At 33.8% G+C, this 15,835-nt stretch carries 18 protein-coding genes; 5 read left to right on the forward strand and 13 right to left on the reverse strand.

All coding sequences use genetic code 11. The annotated features are described in order from the left end of the window. Window positions 1–95: 95 nt before the first annotated feature. Window positions 96–521, forward strand: coding sequence for an FHA domain-containing protein (locus tag DAY19_RS04245; protein ID WP_114705929.1), 426 nt, complete (start codon window positions 96–98; stop codon window positions 519–521). On the opposite strand, the gene DAY19_RS04250 is transcribed toward DAY19_RS04245, so the two are convergent. Then, window positions 511–846, reverse strand: a complete 336-nt coding sequence (locus DAY19_RS04250) for a HesB/IscA family protein (RefSeq protein ID WP_114705930.1) — start codon at window positions 844–846, stop codon at window positions 511–513. The genes DAY19_RS04245 and DAY19_RS04250 overlap by 11 nt on opposite strands. Window positions 847–933: 87 nt before the next feature. Here DAY19_RS04250 and DAY19_RS04255 point away from each other — a divergent pair, with 87 nt between their 5' ends. After that, window positions 934–1,488 (forward strand): FHA domain-containing protein, encoded by a 555-nt coding sequence (locus DAY19_RS04255; protein ID WP_114705931.1) that lies wholly within the window; start codon window positions 934–936, stop codon window positions 1,486–1,488. Between the two features lie 5 nt (window positions 1,489–1,493). Here the strand turns inward: DAY19_RS04255 and DAY19_RS04260 are convergent, their stop codons facing one another. Both DAY19_RS04260 and icmF read right to left on the reverse strand, forming a co-directional pair. Further along, window positions 1,494–2,045 (reverse strand): cob(I)yrinic acid a,c-diamide adenosyltransferase, encoded by a 552-nt coding sequence (locus DAY19_RS04260; protein WP_114705932.1) that lies wholly within the window; start codon window positions 2,043–2,045, stop codon window positions 1,494–1,496. After that, window positions 2,045–5,194, reverse strand: coding sequence for a fused isobutyryl-CoA mutase/GTPase IcmF (gene icmF / locus DAY19_RS04265; protein ID WP_199506607.1), 3,150 nt, complete (start codon window positions 5,192–5,194; stop codon window positions 2,045–2,047). The genes DAY19_RS04260 and icmF overlap by 1 nt, the downstream gene beginning before the upstream one ends. A gap of 170 nt (window positions 5,195–5,364) precedes the next feature. Here icmF and DAY19_RS04270 point away from each other — a divergent pair, with 170 nt between their 5' ends. Then, window positions 5,365–5,805: a 4Fe-4S dicluster domain-containing protein gene (locus tag DAY19_RS04270; RefSeq protein WP_114705933.1), complete on the forward strand. Its 441-nt coding sequence runs from the start codon at window positions 5,365–5,367 to the stop codon at window positions 5,803–5,805. On the opposite strand, the gene lspA is transcribed toward DAY19_RS04270, so the two are convergent. From lspA to DAY19_RS04290, 4 genes are read right to left on the reverse strand one after another with little or no spacing between them, the layout of a single operon-like run. Continuing rightward, window positions 5,802–6,302 (reverse strand): signal peptidase II, encoded by a 501-nt coding sequence (lspA, locus tag DAY19_RS04275; protein ID WP_114705934.1) that lies wholly within the window; start codon window positions 6,300–6,302, stop codon window positions 5,802–5,804. The two genes, DAY19_RS04270 and lspA, sit on opposite strands and share 4 nt — an antisense overlap. Further along, window positions 6,299–7,804, reverse strand: coding sequence for a sigma-54-dependent transcriptional regulator (locus DAY19_RS04280; RefSeq protein ID WP_114705935.1), 1,506 nt, complete (start codon window positions 7,802–7,804; stop codon window positions 6,299–6,301). Before DAY19_RS04280 ends, lspA begins: the two co-directional genes overlap by 4 nt. Before the next feature lie 11 nt (window positions 7,805–7,815). Next, complete coding sequence (locus tag DAY19_RS04285; RefSeq protein WP_114705936.1) at window positions 7,816–9,693, reverse strand: ATP-binding protein; 1,878 nt, start codon at window positions 9,691–9,693, stop codon at window positions 7,816–7,818. Further along, window positions 9,690–10,382 carry a hypothetical protein gene (locus tag DAY19_RS04290; protein WP_133296880.1) on the reverse strand — a complete coding sequence of 231 codons (693 nt, stop codon included), beginning with the start codon at window positions 10,380–10,382 and terminating at the stop codon, window positions 9,690–9,692. Before DAY19_RS04290 ends, DAY19_RS04285 begins: the two co-directional genes overlap by 4 nt. Window positions 10,383–10,666: 284 nt before the next feature. Here DAY19_RS04290 and DAY19_RS04295 point away from each other — a divergent pair, with 284 nt between their 5' ends. Beyond that, window positions 10,667–11,500 carry a TIM barrel protein gene (locus DAY19_RS04295; RefSeq protein WP_233500245.1) on the forward strand — a complete coding sequence of 278 codons (834 nt, stop codon included), beginning with the start codon at window positions 10,667–10,669 and terminating at the stop codon, window positions 11,498–11,500. Between the two features lie 17 nt (window positions 11,501–11,517). Here DAY19_RS04295 and DAY19_RS04300 read toward each other — a convergent pair whose 3' ends face one another. Genes DAY19_RS04300 through DAY19_RS04310 form a run of 3 tightly spaced genes read right to left on the reverse strand, consistent with a single transcriptional unit; the run spans window position 11,518 to window position 13,004 of the window. After that, complete coding sequence (locus DAY19_RS04300; RefSeq protein WP_114705939.1) at window positions 11,518–11,862, reverse strand: hypothetical protein; 345 nt, start codon at window positions 11,860–11,862, stop codon at window positions 11,518–11,520. Window positions 11,863–11,892: 30 nt separating this feature from the next. Further along, entirely contained in the window at window positions 11,893–12,330 is a 438-nt protein-coding gene (locus tag DAY19_RS04305; protein WP_114705940.1) for a hypothetical protein, read from the reverse strand. A 17-nt stretch (window positions 12,331–12,347) separates the two neighbouring features. Next, entirely contained in the window at window positions 12,348–13,004 is a 657-nt protein-coding gene (locus tag DAY19_RS04310) for a hypothetical protein (RefSeq protein ID WP_133296881.1), read from the reverse strand. Window positions 13,005–13,091: 87 nt separating this feature from the next. Here DAY19_RS04310 and DAY19_RS15520 point away from each other — a divergent pair, with 87 nt between their 5' ends. Continuing rightward, on the forward strand, window positions 13,092–13,280 hold the full coding sequence (locus DAY19_RS15520; protein WP_114705942.1) for a 4Fe-4S dicluster-binding protein: 189 nt from the start codon (window positions 13,092–13,094) through the stop codon (window positions 13,278–13,280). Here the strand turns inward: DAY19_RS15520 and DAY19_RS04320 are convergent. From DAY19_RS04320 to DAY19_RS04330, 3 genes are read right to left on the reverse strand one after another with little or no spacing between them, the layout of a single operon-like run. After that, window positions 13,268–14,095 (reverse strand): nucleotidyltransferase family protein, encoded by an 828-nt coding sequence (locus DAY19_RS04320; RefSeq protein WP_158536780.1) that lies wholly within the window; start codon window positions 14,093–14,095, stop codon window positions 13,268–13,270. The genes DAY19_RS15520 and DAY19_RS04320 overlap by 13 nt on opposite strands. Beyond that, the gene (locus tag DAY19_RS04325) at window positions 14,088–15,029 is read right to left on the reverse strand and encodes an aminoglycoside phosphotransferase family protein (protein ID WP_158536781.1); all 942 of its coding nucleotides are present in this window, start codon (window positions 15,027–15,029) and stop codon (window positions 14,088–14,090) included. Before DAY19_RS04325 ends, DAY19_RS04320 begins: the two co-directional genes overlap by 8 nt. A 1-nt stretch (window position 15,030) precedes the next feature. Continuing rightward, on the reverse strand, window positions 15,031–15,783 hold the full coding sequence (locus DAY19_RS04330; RefSeq protein WP_114705945.1) for a hypothetical protein: 753 nt from the start codon (window positions 15,781–15,783) through the stop codon (window positions 15,031–15,033). Between the last annotated feature and the right edge of the window lie 52 nt (window positions 15,784–15,835).

Here is a 15,835-nt window from a genome sequence, read left to right on the forward strand (position 1 = left end):
TTGTACCTTTCACTATATAAAACTAAATATATAATAGAAATTGTCTTAAGACTATTTAACGTAATTTAGTGATGCACTGAAAAAAGGAAATCGTAATGTCTATTCGCCTCATTATCGATGACAAGAAAAACACAAAGAAAATTCTTATAAAAAATAAAATAACTTTTGGCCGAAACAAAGAAGTTGTCGATATTGTTCTGGATGACCCTAAAGTCTCTTCAAAACACTTTGAAATTATCTATGACAAAAGCTCAATTCTTGTCCGTGACCTGTCTTCCAAAAATGGAACATTTATCAATCAGAAAAGAATCGAAAATGAAGAGCCTTTATATGTCTATGATATTCTAAAAGCTGGCAGCATTAGTATATCTATTGATGCTAAATCACTTACAAGTTTTGAATTTGAAAGACTCTATAGAAAAACAGATCCAAATTACTGGGGTGAGAATATTACCAATATTCTAAAAACCAGCAAATTCGTCTTAAAAGATATTAAAAAACCTATTAAGATTAAACGCTAAAGCTTTCACCACATCCACAAGTATTCTTTGCATTTGGATTTTCAAATACAAAGCCCTTTCCGTTTAGGCCGTCTTTGAAATCTAAAGTTATTCCACTAAGGTATATTGAAGACTTAGGATCGATAAGAATCTTTACGCCATCCATTTCAATAATATTGTCACTGTCCTTAGGGGCATCAAAGTCGATATTATAAGATAGTCCAGAGCATCCGCCTCCGATAACACCTAGACGAAGACCGAAGTCAGTCTTAGAACGATTTTCACTTTCGAAAATGTTTTTTATTTGGCCAAGGGCCTTTGATGTTACATTTAATAGCTCACTCATATAAACCTCTGAAATTACGTAGGTAATTATATCCAATACCTGTATTATATCATATTGGTGATATACTTTATATAGGAGTATCAAGCAATGTCTATCTCATTAGTTATTAAATGTGGTGAAAATACGGCCAAATTTTTGATCAAACCAAAAATCACTTTTGGGCGATCAAAGTCGGCAGTAGATATATCAGTAGATGATAAGAAAATATCATCAAAACACCTTGAAATTACACACGAAAAAAAAAATGAGATAATAGTTAAGGACCTTAACTCTACAAATGGTACCTTCATCAATAACAAGAAAATCGAAGGGCCCCATAGGCTCTATGTCTATGAAACTGTAAGAATAGGAAATTGCTATATTACAATATGTCTTGATGACTTAACTGAGCTCGAACTTAAATCTCTCACCCGACCGATCGAAGAGCATTTTGAAAATGGTGAAGTGACACAGACCAATACGAATCTTGCCGATCAAACAAGCTTTTTGGCCATAAATAATAAATTAAGTCTGCAAAGCCCAAAGCTTCGCGGAGATATTAAGAAGAAAGCACAAACTAAAAAGCCAGCTAAGAAAAAGAAACCAAAAGAGCCTGAAGAGGATAAAACTGTCATGACTAAAATCATGAAGTTTTTCAAATAAGACTCTTACTTATTTGGTACCCAAGCAACATCCTTAATATTTTCAATCTTATTTAGAAATCTTGCTACAATAAAGAAATAGTCAGATAAGCGATTTAGATATTCTAAATCGATTCTTTCAACATCACCTAAGTCCACGGCCTGTCTTTCTACTTCACGAGTTTTAGTACGACAGATATGAATATGAGAAGCGGCAACACCTCCCCCAGGTAGAATAAAGTACTTCAATGGATCAACGATAGTATCGAAGTAATCGATTTCTTCTTCTAAGTGGATTAACTCATCTTCTTTTAGCTTAGGTAAATTGTAATTTTCACGGTCCTCTTTTAGACTCGCAAAGTTGGACCCAAGGACAAAGATATTGTCCTGGATCCTTTTAAATGTATTTTTCAATCGTACTTCTTGAATATAACAAAGAGATAAACCGATATAGCTATTTAGCTCATCCAAGTTTCCATAAAGGTTTATTCTAGCACTTGCTTTAGAAACACGTTGTCCACCAACTAGACTAGTCTCACCCTTATCACCTGTTCGAGTATATAGCTTAGATTTCTTCATTACATATTCCTTCTATATTTCCCACCAATCTCATATAGAAGATTTGTGATTTCACCTAATGAACAATAATTTACCGTCTCGATTAATTCTTCGAAAATATTTCCTCCAGAAAGTGCAACTTCTCTTAGGCGATTAAGCGCGTCTTCTGATTTATTTTTATTTCTTTCTTTGAAGTCATTGAGTCTAGCAATTTGTCCTTTCTTTTCTTCATCACTACAGCGAGATAATTCAATTTCTTGATTTAGTTGCTCGTCAATATTATCGGCGATGTAAGTATTCACACCAATAATTGGTAGCTCACCTGAGTCTTTAAGAGTTTCATAATGAAGTGACTCTTCTTGAATCTTAGATCTCTGATACATACTTTCCATTGCACCAAGAACACCACCTTTGTCTGAGATTCTCTCAAATTCAGAAAGAATAGCTTCTTCAACAAGACCAGCTAACTCTTCAATTACGTAAGCTCCTTGCATTGGATTATCAGACTTATTAAGACCGAATTCACGGTTGATAATCATTTGAATTGCCATTGCACGACGAACAGACTCTTCAGTTGGAGTCGTAATCGCTTCATCATATGCATTTGTATGAAGAGAGTTACAATTATCTGAAAGTGCAAGATAAGCTTGTAGAGTTGTTCTAATATCGTTGAAATCAATCTCTTGAGCATGAAGTGAACGACCAGATGTTTGAATATGATACTTAAACTTCTGAGCCTTATCATTTGCTCCATACTTATTACGCATTGTAATCGCCCAAATCTTTCTAGCAACTCGACCGATTACTGAATATTCAGGATCTAATCCATTAGAGAAGAAGAAAGATAAGTTTTGAGAGAACTCATCTATATTTAATCCACGAGCTAAGTAGTACTCAACAAATGTGAATCCGTTTGCCAGTGTGAAAGCAACTTGTGTAATTGGATTCGCACCAGCTTCTGCAATATGATAACCAGAAATTGAAACAGTATAATAATTTCTAATTTTTTGCTGACAGAAGTATTCTTGAACATCCCCCATCATTTTTAGTGCAAATTCTAGAGAGAAGATACAAGTATTTTGGGCCTGATCTTCTTTTAAAATATCTGCTTGAACTGTTCCACGAATTTGTTGAAGGATCGCCAAACGCTTATCTTTATCATAATAATCATCGCCCTTAAGTTTTTGTCTTAGGGCCGTATTAAGATAGAATGCCAGCATAATTGGTGCCGGTCCATTGATTGTCATTGAAACAGAAGTGTATGGATCTGAAAGATCAAAACCATCAAATAATAATTCCATATCCTCAACTGTTGCAATTGAAACACCTGCTTCGCCAATTTTACCAAAAATATCTGGACGTAAATCAGGGTCCTCTCCGTAAAGAGTTACAGAATCAAAAGCTGTTGAAAGACGCTTTGCCTTGTCATCTTTTGAAAGATAGTGAAAACGTTTATTAGTTCTTGCTGGTCCACCTTCACCTGCAAACATTCTCTTTGGATCTTCATCTGTACGCTTAAATGGGAAAATCCCAGCACCGTATGGGAAGAACCCTGGAAGGTTTACATTTCTAATGAACTTATACTGATCTACAATTGAGGTGAAATTTGGTGTTCCAACTTTTTGGATATCAACACCTGAAAGGGATTGATACTTAGTCGCTACGTTGAACTCACGATCACGAACCTTGTAAGTAAATGTTCCACTTTCATATTGCTTAAGAACGGATTGAAATTGTTCTAATTCTTTTTCAACTTCTTCACCAAGTTCTTCTTTTAACTGAGTAAGCTTTTCTTCGATTTCTTTACTAGGAACAATTTTACTTGTGATCTCTAGGGCCTCAACATCACGTAGCTTTTCCATTCTCTCAAAAGTTTCTGAGTTATAGTCACGACTTGTTTTTGCAATTTCTCTTAAATAAAGAGCTCGCTCTGGTGGAATAATTCTAGTCTTATCGGTACGTGCACGATTGGCCTCAATTCCTTCCAGAGGTGCTTGATCGAAATCAAAAGTCTGTGCAATTGCTTGAAATAATGCATTTACTCCAACGTCATTAAACTTAGATGCCATCGTTCCAAAGATTGGTAAATCTTCATCAGTTGGAGAACCTGGATGCCCAGCAAAGAGATTATGATTGCGACGATATTGTTTTCTAATATCTCTCATTGAATCTTCTGAGCGAGGTTTTTCAAATTTATTTAAAACAACAAAGTCAGCTTGTTCAAGCATTTCGATTTTTTCTAACTGAGTTGCGGCACCGTACTCAGGTGTCATTACATACATACACTTATCAGAAATCTTTGTGATCTCATCAGAAGCCTGACCAATACCTGAAGTTTCAACAATAATTAAATCAAAGTCTTGTTCCTTTAAAAAATTAACAGTCTTTTTGATTTGTGGTGAAAGCTCTGTTCCTGAGTCACGAGTTGCAAGGGATCTAATATAGAAGTTTTCAAAGTTTGCAGACCCTAATCTAATACGATCTCCAAGTAGTGCCCCCTGTGTCTTTTTCTTTGTTGGATCAACTGAAATAAGAGCGACTTTCTTCTCTGGATAGAAGCGGTGAAATCTTAAAAGAGTTTCATCAATTAATGATGACTTACCGGCTCCACCTGTTCCCGTAATACCTAGAACTGGAATATTCTTTTCTGAAGATGGAATCTCAATTTCTGTCCCATCCTCAATTGCAGTAATAACCTTTGCAAGACTTGTCTTTGGCAGCTCTTTTTGCTTAGCATTTAAGTCAAAACCTTCCAGTGTCGAATGAGTTGCTCGCTCAATCATGTCATCAATGATGCCCTCAAGACCAAGCTTCATACCATCTTCTGGAGAATAGATTCTTGTAATTCCCTTTTCATGCAGGGCCTTAATCTCTTTTGGTGTGATAACTCCACCACCTCCGCCAAAAATACGTACATTAGAGGCACCAGCTTCATCTAAGAGCTCTCTAACGTAGGCAAAGTACTCATTATGCCCACCTTGGTAAGAACTCAGTGCAACTGCATGAGCATCTTCATGTAATACAGCATCCACAACTTCTTGCGCCGAGCGGTTATGGCCTAAATGAATTACCTCAACGCCTTTTGACTGAAGTAATCTTCTCATAATATTTATTGATACATCGTGACCATCAAATAAGCTGGCCGCTGTGACAAATCTTAGTTTTCTCACGGTAAACCCCTGAAATTATGTAAAGTAAAAATTATTATTTACTTAATCTTTTTACGTTCCAATATTGCTAAAGGACTATACCTAATGTATTTTAATCAGGCAAAAATCCCTTTAATGATGCGTTGATATACGTTAAAATACTGTCTGTATTAAAGTATTAGGAATTGCTAATGAGCGAAGATGTTAAATTTTTAGTTGAGAACCCTTACCACTCAGCACGTTTTAAACCTGCGAGAAAAGGTAAAAAAGGTCCAAAACTACTTGCTGTTGTACACCAATCAGGTTGTACAGGTTGTGAAATCTGTATTCAAGGATGTCCAGTAGATTCAATTGAACTAGTTCCTGGGCCAAATCCAAATAACCCACAATTTAATCAAACAGTTGAAATCGATCTAGCACGTTGTATCGGTTGTCAAAACTGTTCTCAAGATTGCCCTTGGGAAACGATTACAATGTATGAACATAATGATGCATTTGCTATCTGGGGAAAAGAGACTCTAAAGTCAGAACTTTATATCTCAGAAGAAAGCTTAGATCAGCTTCATAATGAATACGGGATTAAAAAAGATTTACCAAGTGAAGAATCAAATAATGAAGAAGAGAGTGCTTAAGTATTAGCACTCTTCTTCTTTCCTTTATACTCAGTTAAGAAATAATCAATTATATAGATACCTGCTGCCACAGAAATGGATGCGTCTGCAACATTGAAAGCTGCAAAATGCCAGCCACCATAATAGAAATCAAACATATCAACAACGTAATCTAGTGATATACGATCAATTAGATTTCCCACGGCCCCTGCAAAGATCATTGAATAGGCAAGACATAGAAGATAGCTCTTCTTACGTGCATCCCAAATAAGATAGACAAACCAAAAGCAAGCAATAACTGGAAGAATCTTAAAGAGAACCATTCTAACAACGTCCGGGAAGCTTCCTCCCATTCCGAATGCAACCCCTGGATTTCTAACATATGTTAAATTAAAAAAGCCTGGAATTACCTCAAGAGTTTCACCTAGTTTAAAACTTGATTGTATTGCGCCTTTTGAAAATTGATCTAAAAATAAAATCCCTACAATAAGTAAGGTCATTTGCCATATTCGATTCATTCGTAATATTCCTTAGGATTAATTTCGTATTTCTCAATTTTACGAAGTAACGTCTTCTTTGGAATATTCGCTTTTAGAGCAGTTTGATTAATCTTACCCTTATTGATCTTTAAAGCCTGAACAATAAACTCTTTCTCAAAGATATCTTTTGCCTGTGAAAAATTAAGCCTTAACTCACCATCTTCTTCTGTCGTCGCAAAAACAAATTGATAGCCTTGCGCACTTGCAATTAGCTTCTCATCTTGACCTGCGTCTGTAAGAACAGAGTCTTTAATCTCTTCATAATCGATAATTGTTTGTTCATCAGCATCATTAGATGATTCAACAGTTGCTGATTTACGAATCTTATCTGGTAGTGAAGAAGATTTGATTATGTCTCCGCTTTCAATAATAAAAGCATGCTCAATAACGTTTCTTAGTTCTCGAATATTTCCTGGCCAATCATGACTCTTCATAATGGCCATCGCATCATCATCCAGTCCCGAAATACTGAGATGGTGAACATTGTTAAAATATTTAACGTAGTAATCTACAAGATGTGGAATATCTGAATTTCTTTCTCTTAATGGAGGTAGATAAACAGGAAGAACATTTAAACGATAAAATAAATCTTCTCTAAAAGTTCCGTCTTCAATCATTTTCTCAAAAGGCTTATGTGAAGCAGCAATGATTCTTACGTCACATTTAATTTCTCTGTTTGAACCAACAGGAGTGAACGAGCCTTCTTGAAGAACACGAAGTAGCTTTACTTGCATTGTAGGTGAAACATCACCAATCTCATCTAAGAAAAGTGTTCCACCGTCAGCAAATTGAAATTTACCAATCTTTCTTTCATTGGCACCAGTAAATGCACCTTTCTCGTGCCCAAATAATTCAGACTCAATTAAGTTCTCTGGTATCGCTGCAAGATTAATCGTTACAAACTTTTCATCTTTTCTTGGCCCATTATAGTGAATGGCACGAGCAACAAGCTCCTTACCAGTACCTGACTCACCTCGAATAAGAACCGGTGTATTGACCTGTGCAAGTTTTCCAATTACGTTGAAAACCTTTTGCATAACATCTGATTCACCAACAAATTTATTCTTAGTATCCCCAAGAGATAAAACTGGAGCAGAGAATCCAACTGTCTCAACTAGTGAGCGTGCTTTTAATGCTCGCTTAATTAAAGAAACTAAATTCTCAGAGCTAATTGGCTTCTCTAAGTAATTATAAGCACCTTCTTTAACGACCTTTACAGCATCAGTAACATTCGAATATGCCGTTAAAATAATAACAATAACAGATGGGTCATGTTTTTTGATTTCAGTTAAGGCTTCAATCCCATCCATCTCTGGCATGTTAACATCCATAACAACCAGGTCATATTTCGTTTTATAAACTGCACTTAGTGCTTCTTTTCCATTGTCTGCAACATCGACAGCGAAGTGATGAAATTCAAGAGCTTCCCTTACAGAACTCTGTAAAACCTTATCATCATCAACGACTAAAACCTTATGCATACGCACTCCAATTATTTATTTAAAAATTTAATTAAAAAGCTTGTTCCTTCACCAATTTGAGAGGTTACAGATATCTCTCCACCATGAAGTTCTACAAAGTATTTTACCAGATAAAGACCTAGACCGCTTCCCTTAATCGTATGAGAAGCATCGTTTTTAACCCGATAAAACTTCTCAAATATATTATCGACGTCATTTTGTCCCATACCAACGCCATTATCCGATATTTCAATATAAACCCAAGTATCATCATCCCAAGTTTTAATATCAATGACTTTGCCTATACCGGCATATTTAATTGAGTTTTCAACAATATTTGAAATAATTCTATTAACTAAGCTCGTGTCAATTTCGATAGGAAATAATGGGCCTAATTCAGTATTGATTTTCATCTCTTTTGATCGCGCTAAATAACTTAAGCTATTTACACAATCATCAATTACTTTATTAACATCCTTACTTTGTAGATTAAGAGAAATATTTCGTGATTCAACTTTAGTTAAATCTAAGATTGAAGTTATAAAATTATTTAATTCTTTAGTTGAATCAATTATTGTTTTTAACCCTTCATGAACATACGTTTCACCACCACGATTTTTCTGCAACATATTGTCTGCAACACCTGCAATCTTGGCCACAGGGGTTTTTAAATCGTGTGACATTAATGAGATAAAGTTTTGTTTCAAATCTTCAACTCTTTTTAATAATTTAGTCTCTTCCTGAATTTTATAACGACGTTGATATTCACCAATGGCCCTAAAGGGAACCCAAATATAATAAACAACAAACACAGTAAGTAAGATGTGGGTTATATATAGCCAAAGTCCAAAAGCAATGAATATCAAATAAGAAATCAGAATCGTACTAAAGATAATAGCAACTGTAGTTACAAGTCCTTTTACTGGCTGGATACGTGAGATAACAATTGAAAGAATGATACCAATTAGCATCGAAATTAATTTTGTTACCCACATCGGTATTGCATAGACTAGCTTATTTTCTATAAGTGACTTAGTCATATTGGCATGTATTTCTAATTTTGGTGATCGCCTCTGATCTTTATCAAATGGAGTTTTAGCGTAATGACCAAGATTTGATATATAGGCGGGACCAATTAATACTATTTTTCCATTAAAATAGCCTGGCGGAATATTCCCAACAACAACCCTATGAACCGGTAGTTTTTCGACATGCTTAAGTTTGCGTAAGGGGTAACGAAACAAGCTAAAACTAGCGTCAGCTTCGGGCATATAATATGCACTTTTTAGATTATTAAGAATTAGTGGCTCTTTACCATGAAGAATTCTCCACTCATTTGCCGTCCAAAAGCTTAATGTCTCTTCTCCTGATATATTGAGAACCATTCTTCTTACAACATCATCTTTAGCAAATAGCTTACTATCAATATTAACAATTGCTGGAGAATAACCAAGATCTCGTAATTGTTGAGGAGGTAGTCTTTCCCCCCATGCGTCTAATTCAGTTCCATAACGATATAGGCCACCTTGTTTGACGTAGGCTTTAATTTCATCGTGAAGTAATTCTAAAGAGTTTGCTTCTCTCTCATTTAAAGGAGCTGAAAGATCTCCAAAGAAATTAATAATAGCAGGCTTATCTTTTAAAACCTTACGGAATAATTTTAAGTAAGTTGTATAAGTATAGGGATAGCTCTCACCTAAAAACTCATCACTTTCTTCATCAATTTTTATAAGAACAATTCTGTCATCTTTATTTAGACTAAAGTCCGTTTTTAGACGTAAGTCATAGAAGATTGCTTCAATCGTTGGAAATTTGTATTGGAAAAGAACCAAAAGAAAAACAATCGTAAAAAGCGCTGGATAATACTTTGTATAATCCAAATCTTTAAAGAACTTAAAAACTTTCTTCATAGTAGCTCACTTTGATAGAACCTTTGGTCCATCTCGTGTTCCTTATGATAATGGAGTGACCACATTGTTGTAGAAGAAATATTAAAATGTACTTTGTTAATTCTTGAATTCTCAAGATAAATCACTTTTTGTGCAATACCTCTTATATCGATTTGACTGTTCTCACTATTGCTAAAAAAATGTTTCTTATAGCTATTAGAAATATAGTTAAAGAGTCTTCTCGGTACGACAAAAATATAGCGAAAGACGGCTTCCGCTCTTAAGAGATTAAATAGCCAATTAAAAATATTACGCCAAAATAATAGTACTGCTAATAAATGCCCCAGAATCTTTGAATTGAATGTATCAGCAAATCCCATCTCTGCTTCAAGATAGCGATCCATTTCTACATCTGTTAAGCGCTCGAGTAAGCTTGAGTTTAATATGAGAAAATGGCTTCCAAGAAGTGTTCCCTGCAAGAAGAATGGAGCATCCTTACCTTGATAAATCTGTGGTGTTGGCCGACTTCTATAAAATAAGAAGCTTGAAACCTTCTTATACAATCGAGGTCTTTCTTCCCTAGAAACTTTCTGTAAGTTAAATCGAGAAATAACGATTGAAGGAATTATGTAAGTAAATGAAATCACATAGATTAAGACAGCGATAGCAAGATTATTTAGTATATGTAGATTAGGTCCAAATACAACCAAGAACCCAGTTATAAAAAATATCTGAATGAAGATAATAAAAAAGCTTAAAAGATATGAAATAAATACACTAAACAAAATTTTGTCCCTATTTTTTTTACAAGATCATCTCTAATTATAGACCCAAATCCAAATTCCGGCTATAAGTCATCTAAATTACAAATTGATAATAGTCACTGTAAGCGCTATGCGCAAGCAAGCATTTCGCAGCGCACCTATTGTCGAATCCGTAATTGTGATACACAAGGCATTAACGTTTAAATTATAGAATTAAAGGGGTGTTTTTGATGCAAGGTAAGCTACTATTCGGTACAGCAGGTGTTCCAAATTCAACAGCTAAAAAGAACAATCCAGTAGAAGGCGTAAGACGAATTCACGAACTAGGTCTTGACTGTATGCAACTAGAGTTTGCACACGGTGTTAGAATGAAAGAAGAAGTTTCATCAAACCTAAGAAAAGTTTCATATGAATTAGGTGTTCCTTTGACATCACACGGCCCTTACTACATCAACTTAAACGCAAGAGAACAAGATAAAATTGACTCTTCTGTTGAAAGAATCATTCAAACAGCAAAGATCTCAGATCTATGTGGTGCTGAATCTATGACTTTCCACGCTGCTTTCTATATGAAAGATTCACCATACGATGTTTTCGATCTTGTAGAAAAGAGTATGAATGTAATCGAAGAAAGACTAAGTCGCCTTGATATCGAAATTGAACTAAGACCTGAGCTAACAGGTAAAACATCTCAATTTGGTTCTCTTGAAGAGCTTATTAACCTTACTAAAAACGTTGATTCATGTCGTCCTTGTATGGATTTCTCACACCTTTTCGCACGTACTAATCAGTATAATAGCGAAGAAGAATTCGACATGGTTATTGGTAAGTTAAAAGAAGAATTAAGTGAAGAAGCTATCCAAAATATGCATATTCATATTTCGGGTATCAGCACTAACTCTAAGGGTGACCTTAAGCATCTAAACCTTGAGCAATCAGACTTTAATTGGAAGGCCCTACTTAAGTCTCTTAAAAAGAATGGTTGTGGTGGATATATGATTTGTAATTCACCAAACTTAGAAGAAGACGCATTGATGCTAAAAAATTATTACATGACTTTATAAAAATAAAAAAGCGGCTTTTAAGCCGCTTTTTTTATGTCTGCATATTCCTTAAATCTCAAATATAAATCATCACCAAAAACATAGAAATAAATATCTTCCGTAGTATTGAAGAATTCTTTTAAGGCACTATCAAGATCAACATCATAAGATTTTAAATCTAAATAGCAGCCTTTAATTAAATCCTGTATTAATGCAAAGCTTTTTGGAAAATCGAGAGTCTTAGTGTCCCATTCAACTCGATATGAACTTGTGTCTGAAATATATTTTAATTTAATCCCCTCAGACTCATTAGGTTCCAAAATATCAAATGTTTCATAAACAAGACTTTCTAATGTAAATTCAAGTATTTTCTTATTCTTCACATTAAACTATTCGGTAACTTTTAAATTATATTAACGAATATCTTCTTCTTTAAACTCGTAGAATGACTTTACATCACTAATATTTGAAATGAACCACTTTTCATCTCTTTTAACAATTAAAGCGATCTTTTTGACAGAAATGGAAACATCTCTCTTTGATTCTTCTGCCGTTGCATCCGCTTCATATGAGAGAGTGTAAGTTATTGAACATTCATCACCACTACAGTTTTTATAGACAATTTTAAAGCGGCTATCTGAAAATTCATTTGATTCGTTTAATTTATTAGGGTCTTCACCAAGAGCTTGAGTGTACTCCTCAAGTAAATCACCAGTAAGGTAATCTTCAAGGTCATCAACACTGATCTTATCGTTTAAGCGCTTTTCAATAAATGATTTTAACACTCCTTCCGGACTATTATTTGACTGACAGCCTATTAGCAATAGGCAAAAAATAAGAACTTTAAACATAACTTCTTCCTTGAATTTTAATAAGAGACAATTCCTCTTCTCTTTAAAATATTAAATAATGTATTCCAATTATACTTTCCACTTGAGCTTGAATTTATTAACTTAAGGCCATAGCCATTTTCATAAACTAACTCAACATTAAATGTATCACTAAATTTTGCGCCTTCATAATCCAATTCAAAGTCTAATTTTTCACCTTTAGATATTTTTTCATCTGTAAAAATAACAATACCTTTATCATCACAATTAGAAACTTTGACAGGTATCTTTGAGCCTGATGATAAGAAGATACTCCCCTCTAAAATACAGAATTTATCAAAATTAAAATTCTCTTTATTAAAGTTAGGCTTAAAAATAGCCTGGCCTAGCTCCTCTTTTAAAAGGAGGATCATATTATATGCAACTAACAAGAAAACTACTGAAAAGAGTAAGATGATTTTGTCATACTCAACCAAGAAAAGAGAGAAGACTTTGTAAAATATATTTAATACGAAAACGGCCATCACAACGACAGTAAGTTCTCCCATATACATAATTTTAAAAAGTAAAAATAATGCGAGGGCCGTTGTAAGTTTATAACTTCCAAGAATCCCGACAAAGCGTTCAAAGTTTAATGCAGAGACATCGGCATCTAAAGAGAAGCATGTATGCAGAAAAAACAGCGAAAATATCACAAATAAAATATTAAGCAATTTAAATATTAATGTGTCAGTATTGTGCACTTTTTCCCTTCAATTTTAATTTTTTGATATAATCAATATATGGATTATTATCTCGAAATTTCTTCACGTTGTATAGAGTGTGATAACTGCAGGCTGATTTGTCCAGAAAAGGCTATTTTTATGGACAAAGGAAAATATACGATAGAACCATGGGCATGCACTTTATGTAATGCATGCACGCTTGTTTGCCCTGTCGATTGTATTAAAGAAGTGTCTCAAAAGGAGTAAGAAGCTCCATTATATTTAATTAACTTATTCTCGAAATCAAAAGTAACCCCACACCAAGTCATCTTTTTTTGTGATTTAAAATCTGAAGTATCTAACTCAGGAATACCTTTTAAAAAATTAACTATCACATTAGGTATTTCATCAAGCTTACTAATGACGCTTAAGTATTTATCTAAAGTTCCAAGATCTAAAAAGACAGGATTATCTGGTAAGCTCATCAATACATTTGACGACTTATAATCACAAACTGTTTTAAAAAATCCAGAAGACCCAGGTGTATAATTAACCTTTCCAAGATTGATTAGTCCGACACCAGAATAAGTGAAATAATCCCCACTTCCCTCATGTGGAATAATATCAATTAAGTGCCCATCTTTTAAAACAGTTTCATTATAACTAGAATTACCATCGACATTTATGGCATACAAATGTGCAACAGCATCACAACGTTCTAAATTATAATAATCCGATTTTATGTTTTCAAAATCAAAGAAGTAAAACTGATCAGAGTTAATAATTAATATAATTTCGTTATCAACAACTTTTTTCAAATTATGTATACACCCACCACTACCTAGAATTTCAGGCTCATACAACAGAGTTACATTTTTGTCCTTTGCCCAATCAAGCATTTCTTCATGGCAATGATGAGAATTTATATAAATATTCTCGCAACCTAAATTTCTAGCATAAGCAACTTGTAAATCAAGCATCTTTAAATTTAGAAATGGCCACAAGGGTTTTGGAATAACCTTTCCAAGCTCCCCCATTCGCGTACCAAAACCTGCACTTGCGATAAAGCATGTCTTAATCATCACTACCTCTTTCAAGAATCTTTGCAAAACGCACGAAAGAGTCTTCATCTCTTAACTTTAAAACATCGATTAACTTCTTTAGATTAGGTTTGATAAATGGAAGATATCCATTTTTATTCTTATCAATACTAAGATAAGCAAAACTACCCAGTGCTTTAAAAGTTCGCTGTATCTGAACTATCTGATAATCTTTTAAATATTTTGAATTAAATTCACTATCAAAAGAATTTAATAAAACTGACCTTTCTTCGTCTGAAAATTGTATATAGCAGTCATCTACCAGAGATACTAAATCATACATAGCTGGCCCCACTCGCATATCTTGATAATCGATATGATAGAGCTCATCAGCTTTCACATATAGATTGTTAGAATGATAATCACGATGACATACTACTTTTTTATTTTCTTCATAGTAATTAATCAATAACTCTCTAACACTTGCAATGACAATTTTTTCGTCTTCATTTAGGTTTAGTTTCAAATGTTTTTCTAAAAAGAATTGAAGGGCCAAATCGAATTCAAACCCAATTTTCTCTCTATCGAAATATCGACTTTGACAAGTTTCTAAAGGGAGTCTTTGGTAAGATTTGATATCATTTACTGCTTGTATATGTTTCGTAAGTCCATTTTTAAGATAATAATCTTTCAAAGAAATATCACCAACATCCTCAAGAATAAGAAGAGAGATCTCTGGTAAATAAAGATAGATTTTTGGAGTGTTAATATCTTTTTCAATGAGTGTCGTGATCAAATTAAAATCACGACTCTGCTGTCCATTTGGCTCTTCTGTACAGACAATTAAACTTTCGCTCTCGTTTTTTAATCGATAATACTCTCTACTTGAAGCATCGCCAGAAAGTTTTGTAAGGTTCCAACTCTCTTGAGAATATCCCTGCTGGTCTAAAATAGATTTAACTTCATTTATTTCCATATCATATACTTTCTTTGAACTTATAAAATTGTTTTGATGAATTCTTTTCAAAAATAAGATTTTCATCTTTTGTGCTTTGAACCATATAATTCTTAAGCAGGAACTCTTCTTTTGATAAGTCTCGAGAATAAACCTCTTGAGTTGAGAAACTAAGCGATTGCCTATTCAGTGTTTGTAGCCATAACAATCTTGCTTCAGGGTCATAACCAGATTTCTTTAAAACATCATAAACAAGGTTATTTAAGTCTCGTTTTGCATTTAAGTCTAGACGATTAAGTCTAATCATATCTTTTACCGTATATGAATTAAGCGGTATGATTTTATTCTTTTCATATATACCAATTTTACTTCTTAATAATTCACCGATTAATACTGAAACAAAAATACTTTCGGAATTCATAAATCGACGCAGAACTCCGCGAGACATAAAGACGTTATTTCTAGGAAGTGAGAAGTAAAAATTTCTATTATCTTCAACAATATAAAAATTAATTCCAAAATCATCTTTCACAAAGAGACTTTGGTTATTTAAATATAGCTCACGAGCTATCTTTTGTAGGTATCTATTTGATCTTCTTGAGGGCCTCTTAACTTTATTGTTTTTGATAAACAATTCTGCTACACCTTCGAGATGAACAAGGTAATCTTTAGAAGTAAAATCAACTTCGTAATTATATGGATATCCCTTATCGTCCTTATATAAATAGGTACAAGAAGTTAAAAATAATATTGATATAAAAATATAAAATTTCATTAGTTCTCAAATAAAAAGAGCTCTCATTATGAGAGCTCTTATATCATTTGAT

This window comes from Halobacteriovorax vibrionivorans, from assembly GCF_003346865.1.
Classification (GTDB): Bacteria; Bdellovibrionota; Bacteriovoracia; order Bacteriovoracales; family Bacteriovoracaceae; genus Halobacteriovorax_A; species Halobacteriovorax_A vibrionivorans.